Annotated in this window: 26 protein-coding genes and 1 pseudogene; 9 read left to right on the top strand and 18 right to left on the bottom strand. The window is 69.3% G+C overall.

Going from position 1 to position 23,815, the window contains the following annotated elements; genetic code table 11:
• Positions 1-36: 36 nt before the first annotated feature.
• The 4 genes from E5843_RS06540 to E5843_RS06525 all read right to left on the bottom strand — a co-directional run bounded on the left by E5843_RS06540 (position 37) and on the right by E5843_RS06525 (position 4,879).
• Positions 37-1,008, bottom strand: coding sequence for an HDOD domain-containing protein (locus E5843_RS06540; RefSeq protein WP_244240851.1), 972 nt, complete (start codon positions 1,006-1,008; stop codon positions 37-39).
• Between the two features lie 97 nt (positions 1,009-1,105).
• The gene (locus tag E5843_RS06535; RefSeq protein WP_136412186.1) at positions 1,106-2,038 is read right to left on the bottom strand and encodes a M14 family metallopeptidase; all 933 of its coding nucleotides are present in this window, start codon (positions 2,036-2,038) and stop codon (positions 1,106-1,108) included.
• Between the two features lie 165 nt (positions 2,039-2,203).
• Entirely contained in the window at positions 2,204-4,369 is a 2,166-nt protein-coding gene (dinG, locus tag E5843_RS06530) for an ATP-dependent DNA helicase DinG (protein WP_425480732.1), read from the bottom strand.
• 108 nt (positions 4,370-4,477) lie between these two features.
• Entirely contained in the window at positions 4,478-4,879 is a 402-nt protein-coding gene (locus E5843_RS06525) for a hypothetical protein (RefSeq protein WP_141065815.1), read from the bottom strand.
• 170 nt (positions 4,880-5,049) lie between these two features.
• Here E5843_RS06525 and E5843_RS06520 point away from each other — a divergent pair, with 170 nt between their 5' ends.
• On the top strand, positions 5,050-5,547 hold the full coding sequence (locus E5843_RS06520; protein WP_136412185.1) for a lipocalin family protein: 498 nt from the start codon (positions 5,050-5,052) through the stop codon (positions 5,545-5,547).
• Between the two features lie 72 nt (positions 5,548-5,619).
• Here E5843_RS06520 and E5843_RS06515 read toward each other — a convergent pair whose 3' ends face one another.
• Positions 5,620-6,369, bottom strand: coding sequence for a hypothetical protein (locus tag E5843_RS06515; RefSeq protein ID WP_136412184.1), 750 nt, complete (start codon positions 6,367-6,369; stop codon positions 5,620-5,622).
• A gap of 117 nt (positions 6,370-6,486) precedes the next feature.
• Here E5843_RS06515 and E5843_RS06510 point away from each other — a divergent pair, with 117 nt between their 5' ends.
• A complete protein-coding gene (locus E5843_RS06510) occupies positions 6,487-7,797 on the top strand; it encodes a GGDEF domain-containing protein (protein WP_136412183.1) in 1,311 nt (436 codons plus the stop codon).
• Positions 7,798-7,838: 41 nt separating this feature from the next.
• Here E5843_RS06510 and E5843_RS06505 read toward each other — a convergent pair whose 3' ends face one another.
• A complete protein-coding gene (locus E5843_RS06505; RefSeq protein WP_136412182.1) occupies positions 7,839-8,351 on the bottom strand; it encodes a ferritin-like domain-containing protein in 513 nt (170 codons plus the stop codon).
• 176 nt (positions 8,352-8,527) lie between these two features.
• Between E5843_RS06505 and E5843_RS06500 the strand changes: the two genes are divergently transcribed.
• The gene (locus E5843_RS06500; RefSeq protein WP_244240850.1) at positions 8,528-9,397 is read left to right on the top strand and encodes an MBL fold metallo-hydrolase; all 870 of its coding nucleotides are present in this window, start codon (positions 8,528-8,530) and stop codon (positions 9,395-9,397) included.
• A 69-nt stretch (positions 9,398-9,466) separates the two neighbouring features.
• Here the strand turns inward: E5843_RS06500 and E5843_RS06495 are convergent, their stop codons facing one another.
• The 5 genes and pseudogenes from E5843_RS06495 to E5843_RS14240 all read right to left on the bottom strand — a co-directional run.
• Positions 9,467-10,729 (bottom strand): hypothetical protein, encoded by a 1,263-nt coding sequence (locus tag E5843_RS06495; protein ID WP_134673237.1) that lies wholly within the window; start codon positions 10,727-10,729, stop codon positions 9,467-9,469.
• A gap of 230 nt (positions 10,730-10,959) precedes the next feature.
• Complete coding sequence (locus E5843_RS06490) at positions 10,960-11,937, bottom strand: NAD(P)H-quinone oxidoreductase (protein ID WP_136412181.1); 978 nt, start codon at positions 11,935-11,937, stop codon at positions 10,960-10,962.
• Positions 11,938-12,102: 165 nt separating this feature from the next.
• Complete coding sequence (locus tag E5843_RS06485; RefSeq protein ID WP_134673235.1) at positions 12,103-12,861, bottom strand: DUF72 domain-containing protein; 759 nt, start codon at positions 12,859-12,861, stop codon at positions 12,103-12,105.
• A 144-nt stretch (positions 12,862-13,005) separates the two neighbouring features.
• Positions 13,006-13,419, bottom strand: a complete 414-nt coding sequence (locus tag E5843_RS14245) for a DUF1428 domain-containing protein (protein ID WP_208542797.1) — start codon at positions 13,417-13,419, stop codon at positions 13,006-13,008.
• Positions 13,420-13,437: 18 nt separating this feature from the next.
• A pseudogene (locus tag E5843_RS14240) lies at positions 13,438-13,728 on the bottom strand (DUF1428 domain-containing protein); the annotation flags it as partial.
• Positions 13,729-13,985: 257 nt separating this feature from the next.
• On the opposite strand from E5843_RS14240, the gene E5843_RS14125 reads away from it, so the two are divergent.
• The 4 genes from E5843_RS14125 (at position 13,986) to E5843_RS06465 (ending at position 16,688) form a co-directional block, all read left to right on the top strand.
• A complete protein-coding gene (locus E5843_RS14125; RefSeq protein ID WP_166815929.1) occupies positions 13,986-14,309 on the top strand; it encodes a hypothetical protein in 324 nt (107 codons plus the stop codon).
• Positions 14,306-15,013 carry a ScyD/ScyE family protein gene (locus tag E5843_RS14120; protein WP_166815927.1) on the top strand — a complete coding sequence of 236 codons (708 nt, stop codon included), beginning with the start codon at positions 14,306-14,308 and terminating at the stop codon, positions 15,011-15,013. The genes E5843_RS14125 and E5843_RS14120 overlap by 4 nt, the downstream gene beginning before the upstream one ends.
• A 111-nt stretch (positions 15,014-15,124) precedes the next feature.
• Positions 15,125-15,862 carry a DNA-formamidopyrimidine glycosylase family protein gene (locus E5843_RS06470; protein WP_134673232.1) on the top strand — a complete coding sequence of 246 codons (738 nt, stop codon included), beginning with the start codon at positions 15,125-15,127 and terminating at the stop codon, positions 15,860-15,862.
• A gap of 28 nt (positions 15,863-15,890) precedes the next feature.
• Positions 15,891-16,688: a CHAD domain-containing protein gene (locus E5843_RS06465; protein WP_166815925.1), complete on the top strand. Its 798-nt coding sequence runs from the start codon at positions 15,891-15,893 to the stop codon at positions 16,686-16,688.
• A gap of 15 nt (positions 16,689-16,703) precedes the next feature.
• Here E5843_RS06465 and E5843_RS06460 read toward each other — a convergent pair whose 3' ends face one another.
• Both E5843_RS06460 and E5843_RS06455 read right to left on the bottom strand, forming a co-directional pair.
• On the bottom strand, positions 16,704-17,672 hold the full coding sequence (locus E5843_RS06460) for a serine hydrolase domain-containing protein (RefSeq protein WP_208542782.1): 969 nt from the start codon (positions 17,670-17,672) through the stop codon (positions 16,704-16,706).
• Between the two features lie 296 nt (positions 17,673-17,968).
• Positions 17,969-18,586 carry a DUF938 domain-containing protein gene (locus tag E5843_RS06455; RefSeq protein ID WP_208542781.1) on the bottom strand — a complete coding sequence of 206 codons (618 nt, stop codon included), beginning with the start codon at positions 18,584-18,586 and terminating at the stop codon, positions 17,969-17,971.
• 116 nt (positions 18,587-18,702) lie between these two features.
• On the opposite strand from E5843_RS06455, the gene E5843_RS06450 reads away from it, so the two are divergent.
• A complete protein-coding gene (locus tag E5843_RS06450) occupies positions 18,703-19,191 on the top strand; it encodes a pyridoxamine 5'-phosphate oxidase family protein (RefSeq protein WP_136412178.1) in 489 nt (162 codons plus the stop codon).
• A gap of 11 nt (positions 19,192-19,202) precedes the next feature.
• Here E5843_RS06450 and E5843_RS06445 read toward each other — a convergent pair whose 3' ends face one another.
• The 5 genes from E5843_RS06445 to E5843_RS06425 all read right to left on the bottom strand — a co-directional run bounded on the left by E5843_RS06445 (position 19,203) and on the right by E5843_RS06425 (position 22,907).
• A complete protein-coding gene (locus E5843_RS06445) occupies positions 19,203-19,787 on the bottom strand; it encodes a DUF6151 family protein (protein ID WP_136412177.1) in 585 nt (194 codons plus the stop codon).
• A gap of 71 nt (positions 19,788-19,858) precedes the next feature.
• Positions 19,859-20,461 (bottom strand): DUF1989 domain-containing protein, encoded by a 603-nt coding sequence (locus E5843_RS06440; protein WP_136412176.1) that lies wholly within the window; start codon positions 20,459-20,461, stop codon positions 19,859-19,861.
• A 4-nt stretch (positions 20,462-20,465) separates the two neighbouring features.
• Complete coding sequence (gene gntA / locus E5843_RS06435; protein ID WP_244240849.1) at positions 20,466-21,170, bottom strand: guanitoxin biosynthesis heme-dependent pre-guanitoxin N-hydroxylase GntA; 705 nt, start codon at positions 21,168-21,170, stop codon at positions 20,466-20,468.
• Positions 21,171-21,395: 225 nt separating this feature from the next.
• Entirely contained in the window at positions 21,396-21,926 is a 531-nt protein-coding gene (locus E5843_RS06430; RefSeq protein ID WP_136412175.1) for a riboflavin biosynthesis protein RibA, read from the bottom strand.
• A 66-nt stretch (positions 21,927-21,992) separates the two neighbouring features.
• The gene (locus tag E5843_RS06425; protein ID WP_136413053.1) at positions 21,993-22,907 is read right to left on the bottom strand and encodes a pseudouridine synthase; all 915 of its coding nucleotides are present in this window, start codon (positions 22,905-22,907) and stop codon (positions 21,993-21,995) included.
• Between the two features lie 146 nt (positions 22,908-23,053).
• On the opposite strand from E5843_RS06425, the gene E5843_RS06420 reads away from it, so the two are divergent.
• Positions 23,054-23,434, top strand: coding sequence for a YajD family HNH nuclease (locus E5843_RS06420; RefSeq protein WP_136412174.1), 381 nt, complete (start codon positions 23,054-23,056; stop codon positions 23,432-23,434).
• Positions 23,435-23,815 lie beyond the last annotated feature (381 nt).

The raw sequence follows: 23,815 nt of genomic DNA, 5'->3' as shown, positions 1-23,815 counted from the left end.
TCGCCTGAACGCGGCGCCTGCGCTGCCGCGGTGAGCCTACGACGCGGCCAGCGCCAGTTGCGCAGGCGACCGCGCGGCGTCGGTGGCGTGCACCGTATCCAGCGCCGCGGCGCCATCGGCACAGGCGGCCTGCACCAGCGTCGCCAGCTCGCTGCCCGGGCCGGCACGCTCGAAGGCCTGCCAAGTCCGCGCCGGCAGGTCCCAGCCCTGGGCGACCAGGCGTCCGAGCCGCGGTGCCCAGTGTTGCAGCAGGTCCGCGATCGCGGGCAGCGGTAGTGCGACAAGGTCGCGTCGGGCGTGCTCGTCGCGCAACGCCTGCACCACCACGATCGCGCCCAGCCACTGCAGCAGCACCAGCAATTGCACGGCGAACGCATCGACGCCGTGCACCCGTGCGGCCTGCTCGCGCGCGGCGAGCGTGGCGTACTGGGTGTGTTCCCAGACCAGGTCCGGCAGCCGGCCGAATACGCCGCCATCGGCGCGCATGACCGGCTGCATCAACGCGAGCGCGACCAGCTGCCGCATGCCCTGCATGCCGATCAGCGTGACCGCGCGTTCGAGGCTCTCGACCGGCGCCGGGTAGATCCGGTAAAGCGCACTGTTGGCGAGCCTGAGCAGATTCGCCGCCAGCGCCGGATCACGGCCGACCAGTGCGGCCAGCTGCGACGCCGACGATGTTTCGTCATTGAGGGCACCGAGCAACTGCGGCAACAGCTGCGGCCGGCGCGGCAGGCGGTTCGGCTCGGAGGCGAAACGTTCAAGCGAACGGCCGGCGGCGACGATGGCCTCGTCATGTGCCTCCGTGCGGCCATCGACGGTCGACGGGCCAAGCGCGAGTTCCAGCAGCACCACCGGCCAGCCCCGCTCCGGCGGCGCAACGGTGGTCGTGGACGTGGCATCGGCGTCGCACTGCGCGGGCATCGCATCCACTACGTGCCGCGTGGACGACGCGCGTCGCCACCACCAGGCCACCACCGCCAGCGCAGCCGCCAGCAGTCCTGTTCCCACGATTGCATCCATCCGTTGCGCACCGTCTTCCGTTCCCCGGCGCGCATGTTACTCCAGCGCCTTCACGCGGTCGCAGCCGCAGCGAGACGTGCGCGGCTCAGCGCGCGATCGGATGCGCCAGCGCGTAGTCGAGCGCTGCGCGGATCGCCGCGACCTGCGCCGCATCGCACTGCTCGGGCGTGGCGCTGGCACTGTCCGGATAGACCTCGGTGGTGGTGACATACGGTGCGCCAGTGATGCCCGCACACAGGCCCAGGCGCTGGACCGGATACTCGATCACCCCGGGCGCCACGACGGGCGAACCGATGATCTCCCCGCGCTCGTCGGCAGGCGCGATATGGGTCACCCGCGCGACCGCCTCGATCACCGCAGCCTGGAAGCCGGGCTGCGGATGCTCGCTGTCGTCGACCAGGTAGAACCCGTCCGGAATGCTGCCCGGCACCCAGTCGGCACCGTCGCGCGCGGCCAGCGCGGGGCGGAACTCCGACTCGTCGGTGTCGGTGGTCTCGTGCAGGTCGATATGCACCAGCACCCGGTCGCGAAACGGTGCCAGCAGTGCCATCAACGCGGCGGACTCCGCAGCCGGGCTGTCGGCACGGAACGAGCGGTTGGGATCGACCGCATGTGCATTCCAGCGATGGATGCGTTCGTAGGCCCAGGGGCTGACGCAGGGCACCACCAGCAGGTCGATGCGCCCCGCGTACTCGTGGCCGTGATTCTGTGCAAAGGCGAGCGCACCGCGCACGCCGCTGGTCTCGTAGCCGTGCACGCCGCCGGTCACCAGCGCCAGCGGGCGCGCCGCGTTCCAGTCGCGGCTGCGCAATGCCAGCAGCGGGTAGGTCTCCGGCGGATAGTCCAGGGTGCCGTACTCGACAACGTCCCAATCACCACGCAGCCGCTCGATGGCCGCCAGCACGTCGTCGGCATGGCTGCGCAGCCGACGCTGGCGCGCAAGCCAGGCGGCGCGTTCGGCCTCCGTCCAGGGCACACCGGGTGTACCGATGGGATAGAACGCGCGGGTCGTGGACATGACATCACCGTGGCATGAGGGGGACCGGACTCTAGCATCGCGGCCCGCGCCTGCTGACGCGCGCAAAAACCTCGGCCCGCAATCGCGCCAGGGAACGTCTGAACGAAATCGTCCTGGCTTGTCATTCCCGCGAAGGCGGGAATGACGGCAGTTGTCAGAGCTTCCCTAGCCGATCACCCGTTCGAACGGCGGCAGTGCGTCGAGGATGCGCTGGCCGTACTGGCGCGTCAGCAGGCGCGAGTCGAGGATGACGACGCGGCCGGTGTCCTCGCCGGTGCGGATCAGCCGCCCGGCGAACTGGGTCAGGGTGCGCAGCGCCTGCGGCACCGCGATCAGGTTGAACGGGTTGTGGCCACGGCTTTCCAGCCATTCGCCGAGCGTCGCGGTCTGCGGGTCGGTGGGCACCGCGAACGGCACCTGGGTGATCACCACCGTGGTGCAGGCTTCGCCCGGCAGGTCGAGCCCTTCACCGAACGAGTTGAGCCCGAACAGGACCGAGCCCTTGCCTGCGGCGACGCGTTCGAGGTGCTCGGCGACCAGCCTGCTCTTGTTGCCATGCGCCTGCACCAGCACCTGCGCACGGCGCGTGGCCGGCAGCAGCTCGGCCACCTTTTCCATCTTCCAGCGTGAGGTGAACAGCACCATGCTGCCGCGGCCCCAGTCGAGTTCGCGGTCGAGCCAGCGTGCGACCTCGCGCGGGTGGCCTTCGCGGTCGTCCGGCGGCACCGGGAACCGCGGCACCACCAGTTGCGCCTGGCGCTGCAGGTCGAACGGCGAGTCCAGCGCCACCATCTCGGCATGTGCAGGCAGCCCGTTCTCCGCGGCGAAGGCCCGGAAATCATGTCCCGCCGCCAGCGTGGCGCTGGTCATCACCACCGCATCCACTTCGCGCCACACCAGCGAACGCAACACCTGTGCTGCCGACACCGGCGAGGCGTGGCAGTGCAGCTCGCCGTCGCGGTCCATCGCCATCCAGCGTGCCATCGGCGGCTGGCCGTCATGGTCCTCGCGGCGCCAGCCTGCCCACAGCGCATCCTGCTGCGCCATCGCCTCGACCACCGGGCCGAGCGTGCGCAGCAGGCGTTCGCGCAGGGGTTCGTCGGGCTTGCCCTTGGACGCGGCCTGCTGCGCCGCATGCACCCAGTTGTAGAGCTCGCGGGTGTCGTCAGCGAGCGCTTCGATCGACGGCATCCAGCTGTCGGGCAGCCGCCCCATCGGCGCGCGCCACAGCGGCTCGCGATCGCCGGGTTCCGGAGTCCAGGCCTGTTCGAGCTCGTTGCGGAACGCCTTCAGTGCCTTCGCCAGCCGCGCGGCCAGCTCGATCACGTCGCCAGGCAGCAGGCGACCGATGGTGTCCTTGTCCAGCGTGCGGTAGGCACTGGCGATCAGGCCCTCCATGCGCCGCACCTGGCGCGCGGCCTCGCCCAGGTCGATGCGTGCCGCCCCCTGGTCGATGGCCACGCCGGGAAGGTGGTGCGCTTCGTCGAGCACCAGCAGCATCTCGCCCGGGGGCGCCAGCAGCGGCTGGCCGTTCTCGATCTCGCCCAGGGTCAGCGACGAGAGCAGCAATGCGTGGTTGGTCACCACCACCTGCGCTTCGCGCACGTTCTGACGCGCGCGCAGCACCGGGCACTGCGCGGCGTGACTGCAGCGCCTGCCGGCACAGCCGGATGCGGGCGTGGTGATGTGGCCACGCAGGGCCGGCGACACCGGTGTCGCCGCGTCGTCGAGGTCGCCGTCCCACGAGCGGTCGGCCAACGCCTCGAGCAGCCGGCCGGCGGCGTCGATCTCCAGCACCGTCGGCGGGCGGTCGTAGAGGCGCTCGCCCTCCTCCGCCGGCATGTCGCCGAACATCGACGCCTGGCCGGGGCCGGCATGCAGCTCCAGCGCGTTGCGCGGGCACAGGTAGCGGGTGCGGCCCTTGGCCAGCGCGACCCGCGCTTCCAGTCCCGTGGCCTTGAGGAAGGCGGGGATGTCGCGATCGAACAATTGCGACTGCAGCGCCACGGTGCCGGTGCTGATCACCAGCTTGCGCTGGCTGGCGAGCGCGATCGGGACGCCGGCGCTGAGGTAGCCGAGGCTCTTGCCGACGCCGGTGGGAGCCTGGATCGCGGCCACGCCACCGCTGGTGGCCAGCGCGCGCGAGGCAATGCCGATCATCTGCCGCTGCGCGCGCCGCGGACTGAATCCCGGGGTGTTCTCCTGCAGCCGCTGGTAGGCCTGGCGCACCCCGTCCTTCATCGCCTCGGTCAGGACGCGGGCGGGGGTGTCGGTGGGCACAGGCGTATCGGCAGGCGTCGGAGCGGCGGCGGCGGTAGCGGAATCCATCATCCGCCCATTGTCGGCGATCGCGACCGGCGACCGGCCTGTGCCTGGTGCTTGCGCACCGGCCCAGGCTGAAGGTCGTTCAGCCGGTGCGCGTTGCACTGCTCCGCAGGGTTACTGGCCGGCAGGCGTGGCGTCGTCGCCGGTGGCGTCCCGCCGCTGCTCGCGGGCCGCGTCCTGGCCGGTGAGCGGATCGAAGACGCGTTCTCCGTCCAGCTCCAGCCATTCGACGTCGCCCTGCAGGCCGAAGTGGCAGCGTGCCGTGGCTTCGCGCAAGGCGCCGCCTTCGGCCCCTGCCACCCGCAGGCCGCTGCCGGCAGGCCACGTCACCAGGAAGCCGTCGTCGCCTTCGGCCGCCTGCGCCTGCGGCTCGGGAATCACCGCCGAGCCGGAATCGGCCAACACCTGCGCAAGCATGCGTTCGCATGCCACCACCGCGTCGCGTTCGGCCCAGCGTTCGGCCGAGCAGCCGGTCAGGATCACGCCCGCTGCCAGCGCTTGGATCCAGATCTTCATAGCGACAACCTCGTTCAATCCAGGGCCATGCCCGATGCCTTCACGTTAGCGCGGCGGCGCCTCCAACCCGTTGCCGCGGCCATCACATCGAGGGCGGGAGATCGGCCGATGCATGCGGCCGGTTCACCCGGGATGGCCTAGACAGGGCGTTCCCCACAAGAGAACTCCTGATGAGCCACCACGACGAACCCGCCACCGTGCCGTCGGTCGACCTGCAGCGGTACCTCGGTACCTGGTACGAGATCGCCCGCCTGCCAATGCGCCACGAGCCCGAGGACTACCGCGACATCACCGCCACCTACAGCCTTCAGGACGACGGCAAGGTGCGCGTGGCCAACCGGGCGATCGACGGCAAGGGCGAGCCGCAGGAAGCCATCGGCGAGGCGACTCCGGTCGACGACACCAACAGCCGGCTCAAGGTGAGCTTCCTGCCCGACGGCCTGCGCTGGATTCCCTTCACCAAGGGCGACTACTGGATCCTGCGGCTGGACCCGGAGTACCGCATCAGCCTCGTCGGCAGCCCGGACCGCAAATATCTGTGGCTGCTGGCGCGCGAGCCGCGGATCGACGCGGTGACCCGCGAGGATTACCTCGCCACCGCCCGCGAGCACGGCTTCGAACTGGCCGACCTGATCGACACCCCCCAGGGCGGCTCGCCTGCCCCGTGAGGGGATCGGCCCGGCGCTCAGCGGATCGCAACCGAGCGGCCCGCATGCGTTCCGGCGCGCCGGCAGCGCCGGTCAGGCGTCGCTGCCCGCGGCGTCCCCGGCCGCGCCGGCATCATCGGCACGCAGCGTGCGTTGCACGCGCCCGCCCGCATCGAGGAAGTCGATCCTCGCCGCTCCGTCCTCGTCGACGCGGAACTGCAGCCGGGTCTTGCCGTCGCCGTCGCGCAACTGCAGCGCGGCCATGCCGTCATGCGTGCGACCCACGAACAGCCGCGGCACCAGCGGCTGCGCGCCCGCGGCGAATTCCTGCTGGGCGGCGGCCCGCTCGGCCTTGGGCAGCGCACGGATGCGCTCCATGGCCTGCAACAGCTCCTCGATCGGCGTGTCGCCGACGTCGTTGATGGTGAGGCCGGATTCGTAGCCACCGCCGAATTGCCGCACGCTCAGCCCTAGCGCCTGATCGCGGTGGTAGGGATCGAAACTGAGGTGCCCGGTGGTCACCGGCCTGCCGTCCTCGCCCGCCTCGCCGCGGAACACCAGCCCGCCGGTCTCGGTGCCTTCGTCGTTGTAGAAGATCATTCCCGCCACGCCGCGGTCGAACGGGAACTCGCGACCCTTGACGATCCCGCCGGGGAAGCGTTCGCGCCCGGATACGGTCATCCGCAATGTTCCGTCGGGTTCGCGCACGTTGATCCGCTGCACATCGATTTCGTCGAACGTCGCGGTGCGGGTTTCACGCGCGCCGGTCAGCAGGATGGCGGCCAGCGCCACCGTCAACGCACCCGAGTACACCACCAGGAACCGTTCCGAATACCGCCGCATGGCCGACCCTCCGCGAATGGAGCGCGGAGGATACGACGCACGGTGGCGCCGGGCTCAAGTCCGGCCGGGCACGGCCGATAGCGGCTGCGAACCCTGCGACGATCCGGACCCCGCGGCATGCACGTCCTCCCTCTGCGACCGCCCTCGGCGGCGCTGCCGCAACGCATCCTGCTGGTGGAGAACTCGCGCAGCTATACGCGGATGGTGGCCGAGGCCATCGAACAGAAGCTCGGGCTGCCGGTCACGGTGGCGGCCACCCTCGCCGAAGCCCGCGACGCGCTGGAGTCGCACGACGACTGGTTCCTCGCCCTGACCGGGCTGGTGCTGGCGGATGGCAACCGCGACGCGGTGGTGGACTTCTTCCTCGATCGCGGCCTGCCGACGGTGGTGGTCAGCGGCGTCTATGACGAGGACCTGCGGCGGCGCGTGCTGCGCCGGCAGATCATCGACTTCGTGCTCAAGAACGCGCCGGGCAGCCTCGACTACCTGCTGTGGCTGGTGCAGCGCCTGGAACGCAACCGGCGGGTCTCGGCGCTGGTGGTGGACGACTCTTCCTCGGCGCGGGCCTACGCGGCCGCGCTGCTCGAACTCTATGGCTACACCGTGGTGGAGGCCGCCGATGGCGACGCCGCACTCGCCGCGCTGGAGGCGGATTCGACGATCCGGCTGGCCGTGGTCGACCAGGAGATGCCCGGCATGCAGGGCATCGAACTGGCGCGGCGCATGCGCAGCGTGCGCACCCGCGACCGGCTTGCGGTGATCGGCGTGTCGGGCAATGAGGATCCGGGCCTGGTCGCGCATTTCCTCAAGAACGGCGCCAACGACTTCCTGCGCAAGCCGTTCTCGCGCGAGGAATTCTTCTGCCGCGTCTCGCAGAACATCGACCAGCTCGAGCTGATCGGCAGCCTGCAGGATCTCGCCACGCGGGATTTCCTCACCGGCCTGCCGAACCGTCGCCACTTCCTCGAACAGAGCGAACGGATGCTGGCGAAGCTGCTGGCGGAAGGCGAAGCGGTCACCGTGGCGATGCTCGACATCGACCATTTCAAGCACATCAACGACACCTGGGGCCACGACGCCGGCGACCAGGCGCTGCGTGCGATCGCGGCCGCCGTGGCCGGCCATGCGCGGCCGCAGGACCTGGTGGCGCGCTTCGGCGGCGAGGAGTTCTGCATGCTGGTGCCGGGGCTCGCGCGCGACGATGCGCACGCCTACTTCGAGGGCCTGCGCCACCGGATCGACACGCTGCAGATCATGGTCAACGAGGAGGAAGTGCGGGTGACGGTGAGCATCGGCATCACCATGGCCACGCCGCAGGACAACCTGAGCCGTCTGCTCTGCGAGGCCGACCGCTGCCTCTATCTGGCCAAGGCCGCGGGACGCGACCGGGTCCAGCCGAGCTGGACGCCTGCCGCGTCCGCGGCCTGACGCCGGGACGCGACACGGGCATATGAGTCCGCCTGGGGCGGTTACTTCTTCGCGGTGACGCCCGGTGCTTCCGAGCGCGCCAGGAACTCGCGGGTGGTTTCCGGCAGGTGCTCGAGCAGCCACTCGGACATGGCGATTTCCTGCTGCAGGATCTGCTCGCAGGCACGCTGCGTCTGCGTGTCGCCGACCGCGCCGGCGGCGGCGATCAGCGTGGTGTACGAGGCGATCTCCATGTTCTCGAACACGTAGCTGGCCATCGAGCCCTTCACGATCTCGTCGGACACGGTCATGCCGCCGATGGCCTGGCCCATCGCGGCGATCTTGCCCATGGTGTCCTTGACCGCCGAGGTGGAGCCACCGAGGCGCTCGATGCACTGTTGCAGCAACTGCTGCTGGCCCAGCGTTTCCTGCAGGTGCTCCTCGATCCGCGCCTTCAGCTTCGGATAGTTCTCGATACGTCCGGCCTGCGCCTTGAGCATGCTCTCGGCCTGCAGCTCCATCGCATGCGCATCGCGCAGCCAGTCGAGCAGGTGTTCGTGCGCTTCGGTGGTCATGATGGATCTCCGCAACGGGGGGAGATGCACTCTCCCGCCCCCGGCGTGAACAGTCCGAGATGGAATGGCGGACAGGACCGGGCAAAGTGGACCTGGAGCCAGCGTGTGCCACGCCGGTTCACCGCAAGCCGACCTGCACGCGCCCATGCTCGGCCTTTCGCTTGCGGGAGCGGGCCATGGCAATCCGCGTGCACCACCTCAACTGCATCTCCACCTGCCCGCTGGGCGGCCGCCTGATGGATGGGCGCTCGCGCACCGTGCTCGAGCGCGGTCACCTGGCCTGCCATTGCCTGCTGGTGGAAACACCGGACTGCCTGGTGCTGGTGGATACCGGCTTTGGCCTGCTCGACGTCGCCGACCCGAAGACCCGGCTCAGCCGGTTCTTCCTGACCCTGCTGCGCCCGGAATTCCGCGAGCAGATGACCGCGGTGCGGCAGGTCGAACGCCTTGGTTTCAACGCTGCCGATGTGCGCCACATCCTGCTGTCGCATCTCGATTTCGACCACGCCGGCGGGCTCGACGATTTCCCGCGTGCCACGGTCCACATGCTCGCCCGCGAGCGCGAGCACGCGCTACAGCAACGCAGCTGGCTCGATCGCCAGCGCTTCCGGCCGCAGCAATGGTCGAGCCAACCACGCTGGCGCACCTACGAACCCGACAGCGGTGGCCGGTGGCACGGCTTCGAAGGCGTGCGCTCCCCCGACGGGCTGCCGCCGGAGATCCTGCTCGTGCCATTGCCCGGGCACACCCACGGCCATGCGGGCATCGCCATCGATGCCGGTGAACGCTGGAAGTTCCTGGCGGCCGACGCGTACTTCCACATCGGCGAGATGGAGGCCACGCCCGGCTGCCCGCCTGGACTGCGCTTCTACCAGTGGATGATGGAACTCGACCGCGACGCGCGCCTGCACAACCAGGACCGTCTGCGCGCGCTATGCCGCGACGCACGCGACATCGACGTCTTCTGCTCGCACGATATCGCCGAGTTCGAACTGCTCAGCGGCCGCTCGGCGCGCCTGCCGGGGGAAGGCTTCATGGACCACTGAGGGCACGGCATCCGTTTGCCGCAGCGGCGCGAGCTGCCGGGATCGGGCGGCCGAACCCACTGCCGGCGATCAACCCGGCAAGCGCAGGAACGATCTCATTTCCTCGGGCGCTTCGTTGATGGCTTCGCGCACCGCGAGAACATTGGCCCAGAAGGAAACCGACCCTTGCTGGTTCTGCAGCAGGTTGTCGAGGACCAGGCGCAGCCGCTCCATGGTGCCGACGTCATGGCATAGCTGCGCGCGGTGACGCCTGGTGACCTCGGAGATATTCGGTCGCAATGAGTGCGCATCGAGGTCGACCCAGGTGATCCCGGTGAACTCGGGCTTGGCGCCGCGCGTCAGCCAGCGGAAGAAACCCAAGACGCGTGTCTCGCGCTGAAACTCCGGCGCGGTGCCTCCGCCAAGGGACTCTTCGACGAATTCGCGTTCCATGGCCCTCACCAAGGTGGCCTTCAGGTCATCCCCGGTCCGGTCATCCCAATCGCAGGAACCCGAGCCGGTGGAGACGAGCTGCTGTCTGCTGTGCTGCGCGTTGCTGCCCTGGGTCCAGAGGACCAGTTTGTGATCCCGGGTAACGACCAGCGTACTGATGCCGATGTGGTCGGCCATCCGTGATTGCGCCAGCGGCAGCAGCGGCCAGCTGGGTCCGTCCCTCGATGCGAGTGGAAAAAGTTGGTCACAACCGGAGAACACGATCTCCGGATCCTCATGCAGGGTTTCCAGACAGCGCGTTGATGCCTCGTTGGTCAACAGCGAATGGAAATAACCGACCTGGTGAACGCGCACCATCGATCGCGAGGGCGAAACGCCGTCCGACAACCCGAGTTTTGTCTCATTGACGAGCACGCGTGGCGGCACCGAGCGAAGCGACTGGCGCGCGTGGCAGCGCAGCAGCGTTTCCAACGCCGGCGCGTGGCCCCTGAGCCGCGCATCCACTTCCTGACGTTTGCCTGTGTCTTCCACCATCGACAGCGCATGTGTGCGCAACCAGCGGTCAACCGCCGTGGACCGCACCACCGCCTCGCGAAGATGGGGCACGCGGGTAACGACATGCCCGTCATCGACCTCCCCTGGTGAGGGAACCACACGTTCGAGAAGTTGATCCACGAAACTGTCCTGCCGCTCCACGACGATCAACGAAGGCGCGCGCGCAGCCCGTGCCAATGACCAGGCTTCGCGTCCCAATCCGACGAAGCCCGCAACCAGCGACAGCCAGGCGCCGGACGTAAAGTCGTGATAGCCCAGCCAGGTTGCCAGCGCGAGTAGTGCCATTGAAATCGCAACGCCGTACCAGCTGCGTGCCTGCAATGTGCGGATAGCAAACAGGTTCACCTGTGCCACGGTTGTGGACCACCCCCGCCCGCCCCATCGCCAGCGCCTTTCTGCTTGCGAGCCACCGCTTCCGGTTCCGTCCATCAACTCCCCCTTTCGGCGGAGGATACCTCGCGCGGGAATCGCGACCAGTAGGCACTGCAGGACGAGTTGACCGCGGCAGATCCAAGTCCCAGCACCATGCGCTCACGCAGCCAGTGGAAAGACCGTTCCGGCGGACGCCGCGTACCTCAGGTCACCAGCACCACCTTGCCGGTATGCCTGCCGCTTTCGAGCCAGGCATGCGCCTGCGCAGCCTGCTCCAGCGGGAACGTGCGGTCCACGACCGCGCGTACGCGGCCGGCTTCCACCCAGGGCCACACGACGCGTTCGACCTCGGCCGCCAGCCGCGCCTTCTCGTCGGCACTGCGCGGGCGCAGCAGCGAGCCGGTCAGCACCGCCTGCTTGCGCATCAGCGCAGCCACCGGCAGCTGCAGGTCATTGCCGCCCTGCGCGGCGATATAGACGATGCGCCCGCCCGGCTTGAGTGCGTCCAGCGTCGACGCCAGGTACGGCGCGCCGACCATGTCGAGCGCGACATCGACGCCGCCCGCGTCGATCGCGATCTGCCCGAAGTCCTCGTGGCTGGTATCGACGGCGACATCCGCGCCCAGCCTGCGCGCCGCTTCCGCCTTCGCGGCGCCACGGCCGGTGGCAATCACCCGCGCCCCGGCGGCCTTCGCCATCTGGATCGCCGCGACGCCGATGCCCGACGTCGCGCCGTGCACCAGCAACGTCTCGCCAGCCCGGAGCGCGCCGTGTTCGAACACGTTGGCGTACACGGTGAACAGCGTCTCCGGCAGCGCGGCCGCCTGCACGGCGTCGAGCTCCTTCGGCCACGGCAACACATGGCGTGCGTCGACCAACGCATGGGTCGCGTACCCACCCCCGCCCAGCAGCGCGCACACGCGGTCGCCTGCACGCCAGCGGCCGGCGCCGACCACCACTTCGCCGGCGATCTCGAGGCCGAGCGTGGCTGGCGACCCCGGCGGCGGCGGATAGCGGCCCTCGCGCTGCAGGGTGTCGGGCCGGTTCACGCCTGCTGCCAGCACCCGCACGAGCAGCTCGCCTTCCGCCGACACCGGCATGGGTACCTGCACTGCGTGCAATGCATCGGCGGGCCCGGATCCGCCGCGCACGGCGATGGCGGTCATGGTGTCTGCAGTCATGGCGTCTTCGGAGTGTCGGGGGTCATGTGGCGATGGTCGCGCATGCCCGAGCAAGGGGATGCGAAGCACGCGACGGATGGCTGCGGCCGGCGCACTGATGCGCCTGGCCGTCAGGCCGCGCCCCTCGACCTGACCGACGAGAGCCTGCGGCGCCAAGCGGACAACTCACCTGCCGGCGAGCAGGGCCTGCAGGCGCGCGGCATCCCCCATCGCATGGCCACCGGCGGTGTTGTCGAGGATGCACCAGGACGACGGCGACGCCCCGGCGCGGTCGCGCATCGCCGCGGCCAGGGACTCCAGCGCGGCGTCGTCGTACTGGCTGTAGTAGACCCGCGGCGAGCCGTGCCAGCGCCAGTAGCGCCAGTGCTCGCTGGAACCACCCGGCTCGGCGGCCGCCGGCAGCCGTGCCGGATCGGCCGCCACGCGTGCGATCGCATGGCGCTGCCACAGCGCATCCACCGCCGGTTCGAACCAGCTGGCATGGCGGGGCTCGCACGCCACCGGCAACGCGGTGCGCCGGCGCACCATGCCGAAGAAGGTGCTGGCCGTGCGCGGATCGAACACCAGGCTGGGCGGCAACTGCACCAGCACGCCGCCGAGCTTCGTGCCGAGGCCGGCGACCGAGTCCAGGAACACGGTCAACGCATCGCCCACCCCGTGCAGGCGCGCGTCGTGGGTGATCGCCTGCGGCAGCTTGACCGAGAACCGGAACGTGGCGGGCACGCTCGCGGCCCAGCGCTCGAACGTTCGTGCCTGGTGCGGCCGGTAGAAAGTGGAATTGATTTCGGCGACGGGAAAGCGCGTGGCGTAGCGCGCGAGATGGCTGTCACCCTCGTCGAACAGGTGCATGTGGCCGGACGGGATCGACCAGCCCGCACAACCCACCAGCTGCCGCGCAGGCGCGCGCCGTCGTGCCGCACTCATGCCATGCAGCCGCGCAGCAGCAGGTTCAACACGACGGTCAGCACCACCGAGGCGATGATGCTGACCAGGCAACCGGAGGTACGGATCCGTGCTGGCATCGGGCGGTATCCAAGGGCGAGGCCCCGATCCATACCGCCGGGCGCGTCAACGCGGTGACGAGGCCGAATCGAACAGCGTCGAGAAGCCGCCCCAGATCATGCGCTTGCCGTCGAACGGCATCTCCCACTGCGCCATGTCGGTGTCCTGCTCCATCGCCTTGGCTGCGGCGTCACAGGTGGCGCGGTCGGGCCAGTTGATCCAGGAGAACACGATGACCTCGTCGTCCTGCGCCTGGGTGGCGCGATGGAAGTCGGTGCGCTTGCCATGCGGCACGTCCTCGCCCCAGGCCTCCACCACCCCCAACGCCCCGCTCTTGCGCACCATGTCCCAGCCCTTGCCGGCCATGTCGGTGTAGGCGTCCTTGTTCTGCGCCGGCACCGCCAGCGCGAACCCCTGGTAGTAGTCGCCACCGACAGCGTCGCCCTGCTCGAAGATCGTCTCGAATCCGCCCCAGATCATCCGGCTGCCATCGAACGGCATCTGCATGTCGCGCATGGCGGGATCCTCGGACATCTTCTGCCAGGCGGCGTCGGCACTGGCGCGGTCGGGCCAGGTGATCCACGAGAAAGTGACCGTCTCCGTGTCCTGCGATTCCACCGCGCGGTTGAAGTCGGTGAGCTTGCCGTGCGGCACGTCCTCGCCCCAGGTCTCGACCATGCGCGTTGCGCCGTGGCGCTGGAACAACTCCCAGCACGCGCGCGCGTGGTCGAGATACTGCTGCCTGTTCGCGGTGGGCACGGCGGCGATCGATCCGGTGTGGTAGCTCATCCTGCAATCTCCTGTTGGGTGGCATTGCCGTCTTTCCGTCGACCGCCCACGGCGGCATGGACACGCTGTGGCGCGCGACGCAGTTCGAAACGTCCGCCGCTTCGGGGATCGGCCACTGGCCCGCATGAATGGCCGGCCGGCGACGCCCGATACCGCAAGCATTGCACGGACCCGGGTGTCCGGCGGGCCCCTGCCCCCGCGTTCTTCCCCGACATGGCGCCGCACACTCGCGGCGCGGGCACAGCTGGAGAACCGTCATGCGCACCCTGGTTCTTGCCGCCGCCCTGCTGCTGCCGGCCCCGGCGTGGTCGGCTTCGGTCGACGTCGTGATGTCGGGGCTCGACAACCCCCGCGGCCTGGCCTTCGCCGCCGATGGGACCCTGTATGTCACCGAGGCCGGCCACGGTGGCACCAGCCCCTGCATCTCGATCCGCGGCACCGCGTTCTGCCATGGCCCCACCGGGGCGATCAGCCGGCTTCGACATGGGCGGCAGGAACGCGTGGTCCGTGGCTTGCCGTCGATATCGGATGCAGCGGGCACCGAGGCTGCCGGACCCACGGCATCTCGTTCCACGGAATGATCGGCTACGTGACCATGGGTTTCGCCGGCGTCGCGCCATCGGTGCGCGCCGAGTTCGGTGCGGCCGGCCGCGTGTTCGGCCACCTGTTGCGGGTGACCCCGGGCGGTCTGTGGCATGTGGTCGCGGACGTGTCCGCGCACGAGGGCAGGCAGAACCCGGCCGGCGGGCCGGTGGAGACGAATCCGTTCGGGGTCCTGTCCGAGTCCGCCGCGCACTACGTCACCGACGCCGCGGGAAACTCGCTGCTGCGGGTGGCCCTGGGCGGTGCCGTCAGCACCGTCGCCACCTTCCCCTCACGGCCGGCCGCGGCGACGGATGCGGTGCCGACCGGCGTGGTGCGTGGTCCGGACGGCGCGCTGTACGTCGGCCAGCTCACCAGCGTGCCCTTCGCCGATGGCGCGGCGAGCATCTTCCGCATCGTGCCCGGCGCTGCACCGACGGTGTGGGCCAGCGGCTTCAAGACCATCATCGATCTGGATTTCGCCGCCGATGGCAGCCTCTATGTGCTGCTGCACGCCAGTGGACCGGTGTTCTTCGCCGGGCCCGGGCAGATCCTGCGCATCGCCCCGGACGGCAGCCGTTCGCTGGTGCTTGGCAACCTCGACCGGCCGACCAGCCTCGTCGTCGGTCCCGACCAGGCGTTGTATGTGGCCAACCGCGGCATCACCGCGATGGGTGGCGAAGTGTTGCGGGTCGTGCCCTGACGGGCACAGGCGGGCCGCGGCACCCATCGCGCCGCATCGCACGACGCGCAGGGCTATGTGCCTGCAGCATCGTTGACGCCTGCCTCATCGGGCATGGCGATACTCGCGCGCATGCCTGAAGGTCCTTCGATCGTCATCCTCCGCGAGGCCGCTGCGCAGTTCGCCGGCCGCAAGGTACTGCGGGTTTCGGGCAACAGCAGCCAGGACATCGACCGCATGCGCAACCGCAAGGTGCTGGCCGTGCGCAGCTGGGGCAAGCATTTCCTGCTGCAGTTCGACGGCTTCGCCCTGCGCATCCACTTCCTGCTGTTCGGCAGCTATCGCATCAACGAGGACAAGGGCACGCCGCCGCGGCTGTCGCTGGGTTTCAGCAAGGGCGAGGTGCTGAACTTCTACGCGTGCTCGGTGCGCTTCATCGAGGGCGACCTCGACGACAGCTATGACTGGAGCGCCGACGTGATGGCCGACAGCTGGGACGCCGCCGCCGCGCGGCGCAAGCTCAGGGCGGAACCCGGGACGCTGGCCGCCGACGCCCTGCTGGACCAGGACGTGTTCGCCGGCGTCGGCAACATCATCAAGAACGAGGTGCTGCACCGCATCCGCGTGCACCCCGAGAGCCGGATCGGCGCGTTGCCACCGCGCAAGCTGTCGGAACTGGTCGCCCAGGCGCGCGACTACAGCTTCGATTTCTACCACTGGAAAAAGGCCTTCGTGCTCCGGAAGAACTACCAGGTGCACACGAAGACCACCTGTCCGCGCGACGGCACGCGACTCAGCTATCGCAAGCACCTGGGGCAGGCACAACGGCGTGCCTTCTGGTGCGGGACCTGCCAGCGGATGTACGGTTGAGTACCAGGCCCCGAGTCGCAGCATGGACATGCCCACGCCCACCGCCACCGCGCAGACCGCACTCGAGCTCGCACGAAGCGAGCTCGATGCCATCGGGCAGGCGCTGGCATCGCCCGACGGGGTGCATGAATCCATCCACGCCGCGCGCAAGGCCATCCGCCGGCTGCGTGCGCTGCTGCAGCTCGTGGACGGGCCGCTGGACCTCGCGGTCGCCGACCGCATCCTGCAACGCACCGGCGACAGCCTGTCCGCGCTGCGTGACGCCCACGCCACCATCGATGTGGCGCGCGGCCTTGCCCGCGACGAAGGCGCCCTATGGGAGCCGGTGGTCGCGCGCCTGGTTGCGCGCCGCGATGCGCTGCTCGCCGAGGCGCTCGCCCACGACCCCGGCTTCGCGCGACGGCGCGCCTGGGTGGCGCGTGCAGCGCGGCGGATCGACTCCGCCGCGTGGGAGACCCTGCGCGGCCGGCATCTGAGGCGTGGACTGGAGCGTGGCCAGCGTCGCGTCGACAAGGCCCGCAAGCAGGCGCGCCGGGAGCCGACGCCCGACAATCTGCACCGCTGGCGCAGGCGCGTACGCAAGCTGCGGATGCAGGTGCAGGCCGTCCACCGCATAAGGCCCCGGCTGGCCGCGGCGTTCGCCAATGACCGCCACGACCGCCAGGTCCGTCGCCTGCAGAAGCTCAACGACCGGCTCGGCCGCCGGCAGGATCTCCAGGTCCTGCGCGAGCTGATCACCGGCATGCCCGACGCTGGCGCCCACGACGCCCTGCTGGTCCAGCTCGACCAGACGGAAGCCCGGATCGCCGCGTCGCTGGCCGGTTGAATACGGCTGGTCCCGCTACCCCGCAGGCTGTTCCCGCACCGCCGCGATGATCCGGCCCATCAGGCCGTGCAGGTCATCGCGATGCCCGGTGCGCGCGGAGGCGGCGCCGTCATCGGACGTCATCGCCACGGTCAGCCGTAGCGACGGCACGATGTAGAGCATCTGCCCGCCGTAGCCCCAGGCGTAGCGCACCGGATCGCCGGCGATGTCGCGCAGGAACCAGCCGTAGCCGTAGGCATCGCCGGTATAGCGCGATGCGGTACGCGGCTGCCACGAGGCGTCGATCCAGGCCTGCGACAGCAGCTGCCGGCCCTGGGTGCTGCGGCCGCCATTGCGGTACAGCTCGCCGAACGCCAACAGCGAACGGGTACTCATCGCCATGTTGTTGCCGCCGAGATGGATCCCCTGCGGATCCCGATCCCAGGCAGTGATCGCGAAGCCTTCCTGCGGACCGAGCCATTCACGCGCGAGATCCAGCGTCGAGCGGCCGGTGACGCGCACCAGGATCGCGGACAGCAGATGCGTGGACCCGGTGGAGTACAGCATCGCCCCGCCGGGCTCGTCGACGAACGGCTGCGCCAGCGCCGCGCGCACCCAGTTCCGGCTGGTGACCCAGCGTCCGTAGTTCGCGCCGGAGGTGCGCTCCAGTCCCGCCTGCATCGTGAGCAGATGGCCGATGGTCACCTGCGCCAGCCGTGGATCCGGATCCTGCGGCAGGTCGCTGTGCAGCAGCGGTGCGATCGGCTGGTCGGTGCCCGCAAGCACGCCCTTGTCGATGGCGATGCCGACCAGCGCCGACATCACCGATTTCGATGCGGACTTGATGTTGGTGGACGTGGCCGGCGTGGCGCCGCGATAGCCACGTTCGGCGATGACCCTGCCGTCGTGGGCGACGACCACCGCCTTCAGCGGCTCGATCGTCCCGGCATCGTCCAGCAGGGCCTCGACGGCCGCGTGTTGCGCCGCTGTCAGCGGTGCGGGCACTGCCGCAGTCGGCTGCGACTGCGCCGGAAGCGCTGCATCTTCCGCGGTAGCAGCTCGCATGGTTGGCTCGACCTCGCTGCAGGCAGCCGCGGTCCCCATGGCGAGGAGCACGAACGCAATGGCGACCGGCCGTGCAGGTCGCGCATGGCCGTTACGGCATGCGCTGGCGGGCGCGTTGCAGGTCTCCGGCTCGAAACCAGGCATCTGTGTGTCCGATTGATCGCAGCTTCGAGCCTAGCGAACCCCGATGCAGGGGCGCGTCGATGCATGCATGCGGTGGCAGCAGAAATCGCGGATCAACCCGGTCCGCGCCTCCATACCAGGCAGCGGTTGTTGGCGGGCATCGCCACGTCGGCAACGAACCGGAGCCCCGCGCGGCTGGCCAGCATGTCGCAGGCCTCGAAATCCCGGATGCCCGAACGCGGATCACGCGCCTTCAGCCAGCCATCGAAATCGCGGTTGCTGTCGCTGGTCCAGCTGCCGCCGTAATTGAACGGGCCGTAGGCCACCAGCGTGCCGCCGGCGGCTGCGGACAGCGTGCGCCCGACGCCGTGGAAGAACGCCTCCACCCCATCCATGCCCATGATGTGCAGCGAATTGGCGGTGAACACCGCGTCGGCCCCGATCGCGGGCCAGGGCGACTGCAGCACGTCCAGCACCAACGGCGGTGGCGTATTGGCGAGCCCGGCCTCATCGAGCCAGGCCTGGATACCGGGCAGGTTCGGTGCGACGTCCGAGGCCTGCCAGGCCAGCCACGGCATCGCCTGCGCGAAGTGCACCGCGTGCTGGCCGGTGCCGCTGCCGATCTCCAGCACATGCTTGCGATCGGCAAAGTATTCGCGCAGGACACCGAGGATCGGTTCGCGGTTGCGCTCGCAGGCCGGCGCATGCGGCTTGGGGGTGATGGAATCCATGCCCGTATCGTGCAACAACGCAGCGCTTCCGGCTCGATCCGCGTGTAGCGACACCTTGGCGGCTCCGTCACGGCCCGGGCCGGACCCTGAGCGTCCTTTCCCCGTGGAGTCCGCGCATGACCACCGACACCCGTGAGCTCGAGAAGAAGTTCTGGAAGGCCCTGGACAAGGACCGCACAGTGATGCTGGGTGCTTCGGGCGTCGATCCGCGTCCGATGACGGCGATGGCCGAGGACCAGCGCGCGCCGCTGTGGTTCTTCACCTCCATCGACACCGAACTCGCGCAGTCCCTCGAAGGCGGTGGCGGGGGCTACGCCGCACAGGCCACGTTCGCGGCGAAGGACCACGACCTGTTCGCGACCATCACCGGCCAGGTGCGCATCGACAACGACCGCGCGGTGATCGAGCGGCTGTGGAACCCCTTCGTGGCCGCCTGGTACGAGGATGGCAAGGACGATCCGAAGCTGCGCTTGCTGCGCATGGACGCCGCCGACGCGCATGTGTGGCTCAACGAGAACAGCCTGATGGCGGGCGTCAAGATGCTGTTCGGGGTGGACCCGAAGAAGGACTACGACGACAAGGTCGGCGACGTCCCGCTGCGTTGAGACGTGCGCGATCAGCCGCGGCGCGGTGGCGTCGCGGCGGCGCGTTCCTGCAGCGTCAGCACCCGCGGCTGTGACCTACGGCTTTCGAAGAACGGACTTTCACGCGTGCGGCCGAGCTTTGCCCGCACCACGCCAAGGATGATCCGGGCGATGCCGGCGGCCGTTCGTACCGGCGTCGCTGCGACCCTCCCTGCTGCGGAGTCGGTATTGAGCGCGGTCCGCGCCGGCCCGAACGCGGCATCCAATGCCTGCGCACTGGTGGCCAGGCACGCAACCAGCACGCCCGCGTACGGGAGGGCCGGGGTACGCGCGGTGTTGGCGATCGGCATGTTGCAGCAGGCCGAATGCCAGCGCAGCGGCCCTTTGGGGCTCAACGACAGGCAGGCCAGGCGGTCGGTTCCCGCTGTAAAGCGCAGGCCGCCGGGCTGCATTGCGATGATGTCGCTGCCGCCCTGCCCGTCGAGTACGTCCTCGCGGCCGAGCACATGCGCATACGCCTGGCAGTCAAGGCAATAGCAGACCGCGCGGACATAGACGGCGCGTGGATCGATCTCGCCACGCAACTGGCCGCAGGTGCACTGGAACGGGATGGTCATCGGGGCCTCGCGGTGGCAGTGGCCGGCATCAGCGCAGGCAGGAAGCGTACACCTCGGCCTGCGCGCCGGGCCTATGCCCGCGCGCGCCGGATGCCGAAGTCGATCGGCTTGTAACTGAAGTTGTTGGACTGCCCGGCGGAACATGCGGTCATCGCCACCACCATCGGCATTTCCGCGCGCAGCCGGATGGAATCGCCGGCACGGCTCAACGGCGGCAGCACGGCCACGGCGCCCGTGATGGCGTCGAAGGCGACGTTCATGAAGATGTTGAAGGCGATCGGGATACGGTCGGTACCGATGCCATAGGGTGCGAGCGCGGAGGCCAGGTTGCCCTCGCAGCCGGGCCGTCCTTCGGTTTCGCCGTAGATGAGCTCGAACATCCGCTTCGAGCACGGCGTCAGGGTGAAGTCGTGGCGGCCGCAGGTGTCTTCCACGATGGTGAACATCGGACGGCTGCGGTTGGAATACAGCACGTCGCCCGTGCTGAGCCAGAGCTTCGATGCGTAATCGATGGACCGGCCGGACGACAGGTATTCGGCCGTGTCGTCGCGCGCGAATGCGGTCAGGTCGCTGACCTGCTGCCCCATCGGGTCGATCACGATCAGCTCGTCGCCGGTCTCGAGTTCAACGGCGCGGCCGGAACACGGGGGGATGCGTTCCACGGCAACGTTCATCGATTCAACCCCGGTCATTGACGCTGCGTACGCGGAAGGGACAGGTCCAACCCTCATCCACCGCGCGCCCGCTGTACTGCCGGGTCTCCGTCGCGGTGCCGAAATCGGCGAGGTTCGGATTGATCGAACCCTGCAGGGCGATATCGCGTGCACGCGTCGCCGCCTGCATCTTGGCGTAACGCCCGTCCGCGCGCAGGCGCTCGAACTGGCGATGCGAGTTGAACACCAGCGCCGGCCACGCAAACCGGCGTGCCAGCCTCGATGCACCGGGGTGCAGGCCGATGACGAAGAACGGATGCCCGGCCAGGCTCAGGCTGAAGCGTGGATCGTGCGGATCACAGCTCACGTCGGCCGCCCACGGCGTACCGCGACGCGCGTCAAGGTCATGCAGGCGCTGCAACTGTGACCACAGCATCGCCTCGAAACGGGGCTCGTCGGTGTCCTGTGGGCCGTCGAACAGCGCGACGAACGAACGGATAGTGGTATCCGCGGGGTCCATGGCGTCGACGCGGCGGGCGAAGCCGGCCAGATCGGCGAGCAACTGCGCGTCGTTCCTGCGATCGCCCAAGCGCCCGAACTCGTACGGTTCGATCGCATTGCGGGCCAACGCCGCCTTGGAACCGACACAGGGGAAGTCCGGGTCGCCGACGAATTCTAGGAAACGGCTGGTGATCTCCCCCGCTCCGTCAGCCGGGCGGGGAACTGCCACGGACGCCTTGCAGGCGAGGCGTGGGGTGACACTGTTGCGCGACGTCATTCCGGAATGCTCGGTGTCTTGCGGCGGTAGCCAGTGCAAGCAGGCTATTCAGACCGATGCCATCGGCATGTGTAAGCCGAGGCCCGACGCAGTTCCGCGTGCGGGGCGGTTCACCTTGATGAGGCGTGCGTCACGGCGGCCATCGAATCTCTCGCGGGAGTTCCGCAGGCGCGACGCTCACAACGTGCCGGTGACGTCGCCTCCGCGACCGCTCATGAAATCCTTTGCCTGCTGCTGCTCCTCCCGGGACCGCGCATGCACGATGACCGTCGTCCGGCGCGCCGCCATCGCCGTGCGCGTCGCATCCACGTAGCGGTCGTGGTCGGGCCGCATGGCGACCAGGCCACCCAGCATGAGCCCACCAACCGTGGCGAAGGCGATGGTGACGAGCGCGGCGGCAACCGGCGACTGCACGACGAAGGGCACGCCGATCCACATCATGATCGCGAATGCGATCGCACCGGCGGCAGCGCCGAACAGGCCCAGCCGCAGGTGCGCGATCACGATGGTGCGCCAGATGCCGCGACCCTCGGGCTCGAGCTTGATGCTGGCGTCGGGCTCGTCGGGGGTGATGACCTTCACCTGGGTCGGGTGCAGGTCCATCGCCGAGATCGCCGCGGTCGCGGCGTCGCGGGCGGCGGCGGCGGTATCGAACACCGCGGCGATCTTGCTGTTGGAGATTTCTCCGGTGACGGGGTTGTCTGACATGTCGGTGCGCTCCATCGGCTGCGACCGATGATTCGGACGCGGCCGTTCGGCACGCGTGAACGGATGTCAGGGCACGGACCGGGGCGCATCGCCAGCGACGCCCTGCCCACGCGAGAACCGCCTGCGTTCGCCGGTCAGCGGATCGTCGAACTCCAGCGCCTCGGCAAACAGCTGCAACGGGCGCGCATGGTCGTCCTCCAGCGGCTCGCGCAGTCGTGGATAAAACGGGTCGTTGAGGATCGGCACGCCCAGCGCAGCCATGTGCACGCGCAGCTGGTGCTTGCGCCCGGTGATGGGCATCAGCCGATAGCACCAGGCATCGGCATCGCGGGCCTGCACATCGATCACCGTCTCGCTGTTGGGCGCCCCGGCCACTTCGCGCATCAGGAAGAACGGCTCGGCGCGCTCGAGGCGGCTGCGATGCAGATGGGGAAACCGCAACTGCGGCAGTGGCGGCGCGAGCGCGCGGTACTCCTTGCGGATCAGGCGCTCCCGGAACAACGCCTGGTAGGCGGCCCGACTGCCCGGGTCGGCCGAGAACAGCACCAGCCCCGCGGTGTCGCGGTCGATGCGATGCAGGGGCACGAGCGCGGGATTGTCGAAGCGCTGCACCAGCCGGGTGAGCAGGGTCTCGCGCACGTACGCGCCCGTCGGCGTGACCGGCAGGAAATGCGGCTTGTCGACCACCACGAGATGCGCGTCGGCATGCAGCACGGTCTCGACGAAGGGGACCCGCGGCTCGTCGGCCACCTCGCGGAAGTAGAAGATCTCGGCGCCGGCTCGGAATGCGCCACGGGCGTCGAGCGGGCGCCCCTGGGCATCGAGCACGCGCCCGCGGGCGAAGCGGTCCAGCCAGGTCTCGCGCCCCACCTGCGGGAACCGTGCGCACAGCGCATCGAGCACCGTTGTCCACGGTCCCGGTGGCAGCTGGAAGCGGCTGGCGGGGATGCCGTCGCGGGTAGGTCGAGCCCCACGATGCATTCCCACATCACCGTCGTGCAGCGCATGAAGCGGGGAATGGAGCATCTTCATCCGCCAAGGATATGGCCTTGGTATCACCGGTGCAGGTGCGTGCGGCGCCGCGTGCACGGGCTTATGCTCGCCATCTCCCCCGCACGGGCATCGTCATGGCCACTCCACCGCGACCACCCGACAACGACCGCCTCGACCGCATCGTCGCCCAGGCACGTCGCGACGCCGACCAGCGCGCCAAGGGCTATCGCGAACGCGCGCTCGGCATGTACCCCTGGGTCTGCGGCCGCTGCGCGCGCGAATTCGACCGCAGCAACCTGTCGGAACTCACCGTCCACCACCGCAACCACAACCACGACGACAATCCGCCCGACGGCAGCAACTGGGAACTGCTGTGCCTGTACTGCCACGACAACGAACACTCGCGTTACGGCGACCACACCGGTGTCGCCGCCGGCAGGGCCGAAGACGCCGTGGCCACCGCCACCAGCCAGCCCTTCGCCGCCCTGGCCGCCCTGCTCAAGCGCGACGGCTGAGCGGGCTGGTGGTAATCATGATGGGGTGATCGGCCGCGGCGTGCGTGGGGACATCCACTGCGTCCGCGTACCGGCGAAGGCCCCGTCCGACACCGGCATGAACCGGCCCCGCCGGGCCGCACGGCATGCCGCCGGCCGCGGCACCGTTGCGGCGATGGCAGGGGCATACTCCACCAACGGTCCGCAGTCGCGGCCCCGTGCCAACGCGAGGAGAACGGAATGAGCAAGGGTCTGAACCAGAAGAAGGAACAGAAGAAGAAGCCGGCCAAGACGATGAAGGAGAAGAAGGCCGAGAAGCGCGAGAAGAGCGCCACCAAGGCGTTCGCGCCGGTGTGAGGGCGCTCCGTGCACCCTGGAAAAGGCCCGGCATCGCCCGGGCCT

Source organism: Luteimonas yindakuii, from assembly GCF_004803715.2.
GTDB classification, from domain to species: Bacteria; Pseudomonadota; Gammaproteobacteria; order Xanthomonadales; family Xanthomonadaceae; genus Luteimonas; species Luteimonas yindakuii.
This window is presented reverse-complemented; position numbering and strand designations above follow the sequence as displayed.

Bases quoted from the DNA above. Each gene is read 5' to 3' on its own strand.
- E5843_RS06535 (WP_136412186.1), bottom strand. From the start codon at position 2,038: ATGTCCACGACCCGCGCGTTCTATCCCATCGGTACACCCGGTGTGCCC.
- dinG (WP_425480732.1), bottom strand. From the start codon at position 4,369: ATGATGGATTCCGCTACCGCCGCCGCCGCTCCGACGCCTGCCGATACG.
- E5843_RS06525 (WP_141065815.1), bottom strand. From the start codon at position 4,879: ATGAAGATCTGGATCCAAGCGCTGGCAGCGGGCGTGATCCTGACCGGC.
- E5843_RS06520 (WP_136412185.1), top strand. From the start codon at position 5,050: ATGAGCCACCACGACGAACCCGCCACCGTGCCGTCGGTCGACCTGCAG.
- E5843_RS06515 (WP_136412184.1), bottom strand. From the start codon at position 6,369: ATGCGGCGGTATTCGGAACGGTTCCTGGTGGTGTACTCGGGTGCGTTG.
- E5843_RS06510 (WP_136412183.1), top strand. From the start codon at position 6,487: ATGCACGTCCTCCCTCTGCGACCGCCCTCGGCGGCGCTGCCGCAACGC.
- E5843_RS06505 (WP_136412182.1), bottom strand. From the start codon at position 8,351: ATGACCACCGAAGCGCACGAACACCTGCTCGACTGGCTGCGCGATGCG.
- E5843_RS06500 (WP_244240850.1), top strand. From the start codon at position 8,528: ATGGCAATCCGCGTGCACCACCTCAACTGCATCTCCACCTGCCCGCTG.
- E5843_RS06490 (WP_136412181.1), bottom strand. From the start codon at position 11,937: ATGACTGCAGACACCATGACCGCCATCGCCGTGCGCGGCGGATCCGGG.
- E5843_RS06485 (WP_134673235.1), bottom strand. From the start codon at position 12,861: ATGAGTGCGGCACGACGGCGCGCGCCTGCGCGGCAGCTGGTGGGTTGT.
- E5843_RS14245 (WP_208542797.1), bottom strand. From the start codon at position 13,419: ATGATCTGGGGCGGATTCGAGACGATCTTCGAGCAGGGCGACGCTGTC.
- E5843_RS14125 (WP_166815929.1), top strand. From the start codon at position 13,986: ATGCGCACCCTGGTTCTTGCCGCCGCCCTGCTGCTGCCGGCCCCGGCG.
- E5843_RS14120 (WP_166815927.1), top strand. From the start codon at position 14,306: ATGATCGGCTACGTGACCATGGGTTTCGCCGGCGTCGCGCCATCGGTG.
- E5843_RS06470 (WP_134673232.1), top strand. From the start codon at position 15,125: ATGCCTGAAGGTCCTTCGATCGTCATCCTCCGCGAGGCCGCTGCGCAG.
- E5843_RS06465 (WP_166815925.1), top strand. From the start codon at position 15,891: ATGCCCACGCCCACCGCCACCGCGCAGACCGCACTCGAGCTCGCACGA.
- E5843_RS06455 (WP_208542781.1), bottom strand. From the start codon at position 18,586: ATGGATTCCATCACCCCCAAGCCGCATGCGCCGGCCTGCGAGCGCAAC.
- E5843_RS06450 (WP_136412178.1), top strand. From the start codon at position 18,703: ATGACCACCGACACCCGTGAGCTCGAGAAGAAGTTCTGGAAGGCCCTG.
- E5843_RS06445 (WP_136412177.1), bottom strand. From the start codon at position 19,787: ATGACCATCCCGTTCCAGTGCACCTGCGGCCAGTTGCGTGGCGAGATC.
- E5843_RS06440 (WP_136412176.1), bottom strand. From the start codon at position 20,461: ATGAACGTTGCCGTGGAACGCATCCCCCCGTGTTCCGGCCGCGCCGTT.
- E5843_RS06430 (WP_136412175.1), bottom strand. From the start codon at position 21,926: ATGTCAGACAACCCCGTCACCGGAGAAATCTCCAACAGCAAGATCGCC.
- E5843_RS06425 (WP_136413053.1), bottom strand. From the start codon at position 22,907: ATGCATCGTGGGGCTCGACCTACCCGCGACGGCATCCCCGCCAGCCGC.
- E5843_RS06420 (WP_136412174.1), top strand. From the start codon at position 23,054: ATGGCCACTCCACCGCGACCACCCGACAACGACCGCCTCGACCGCATC.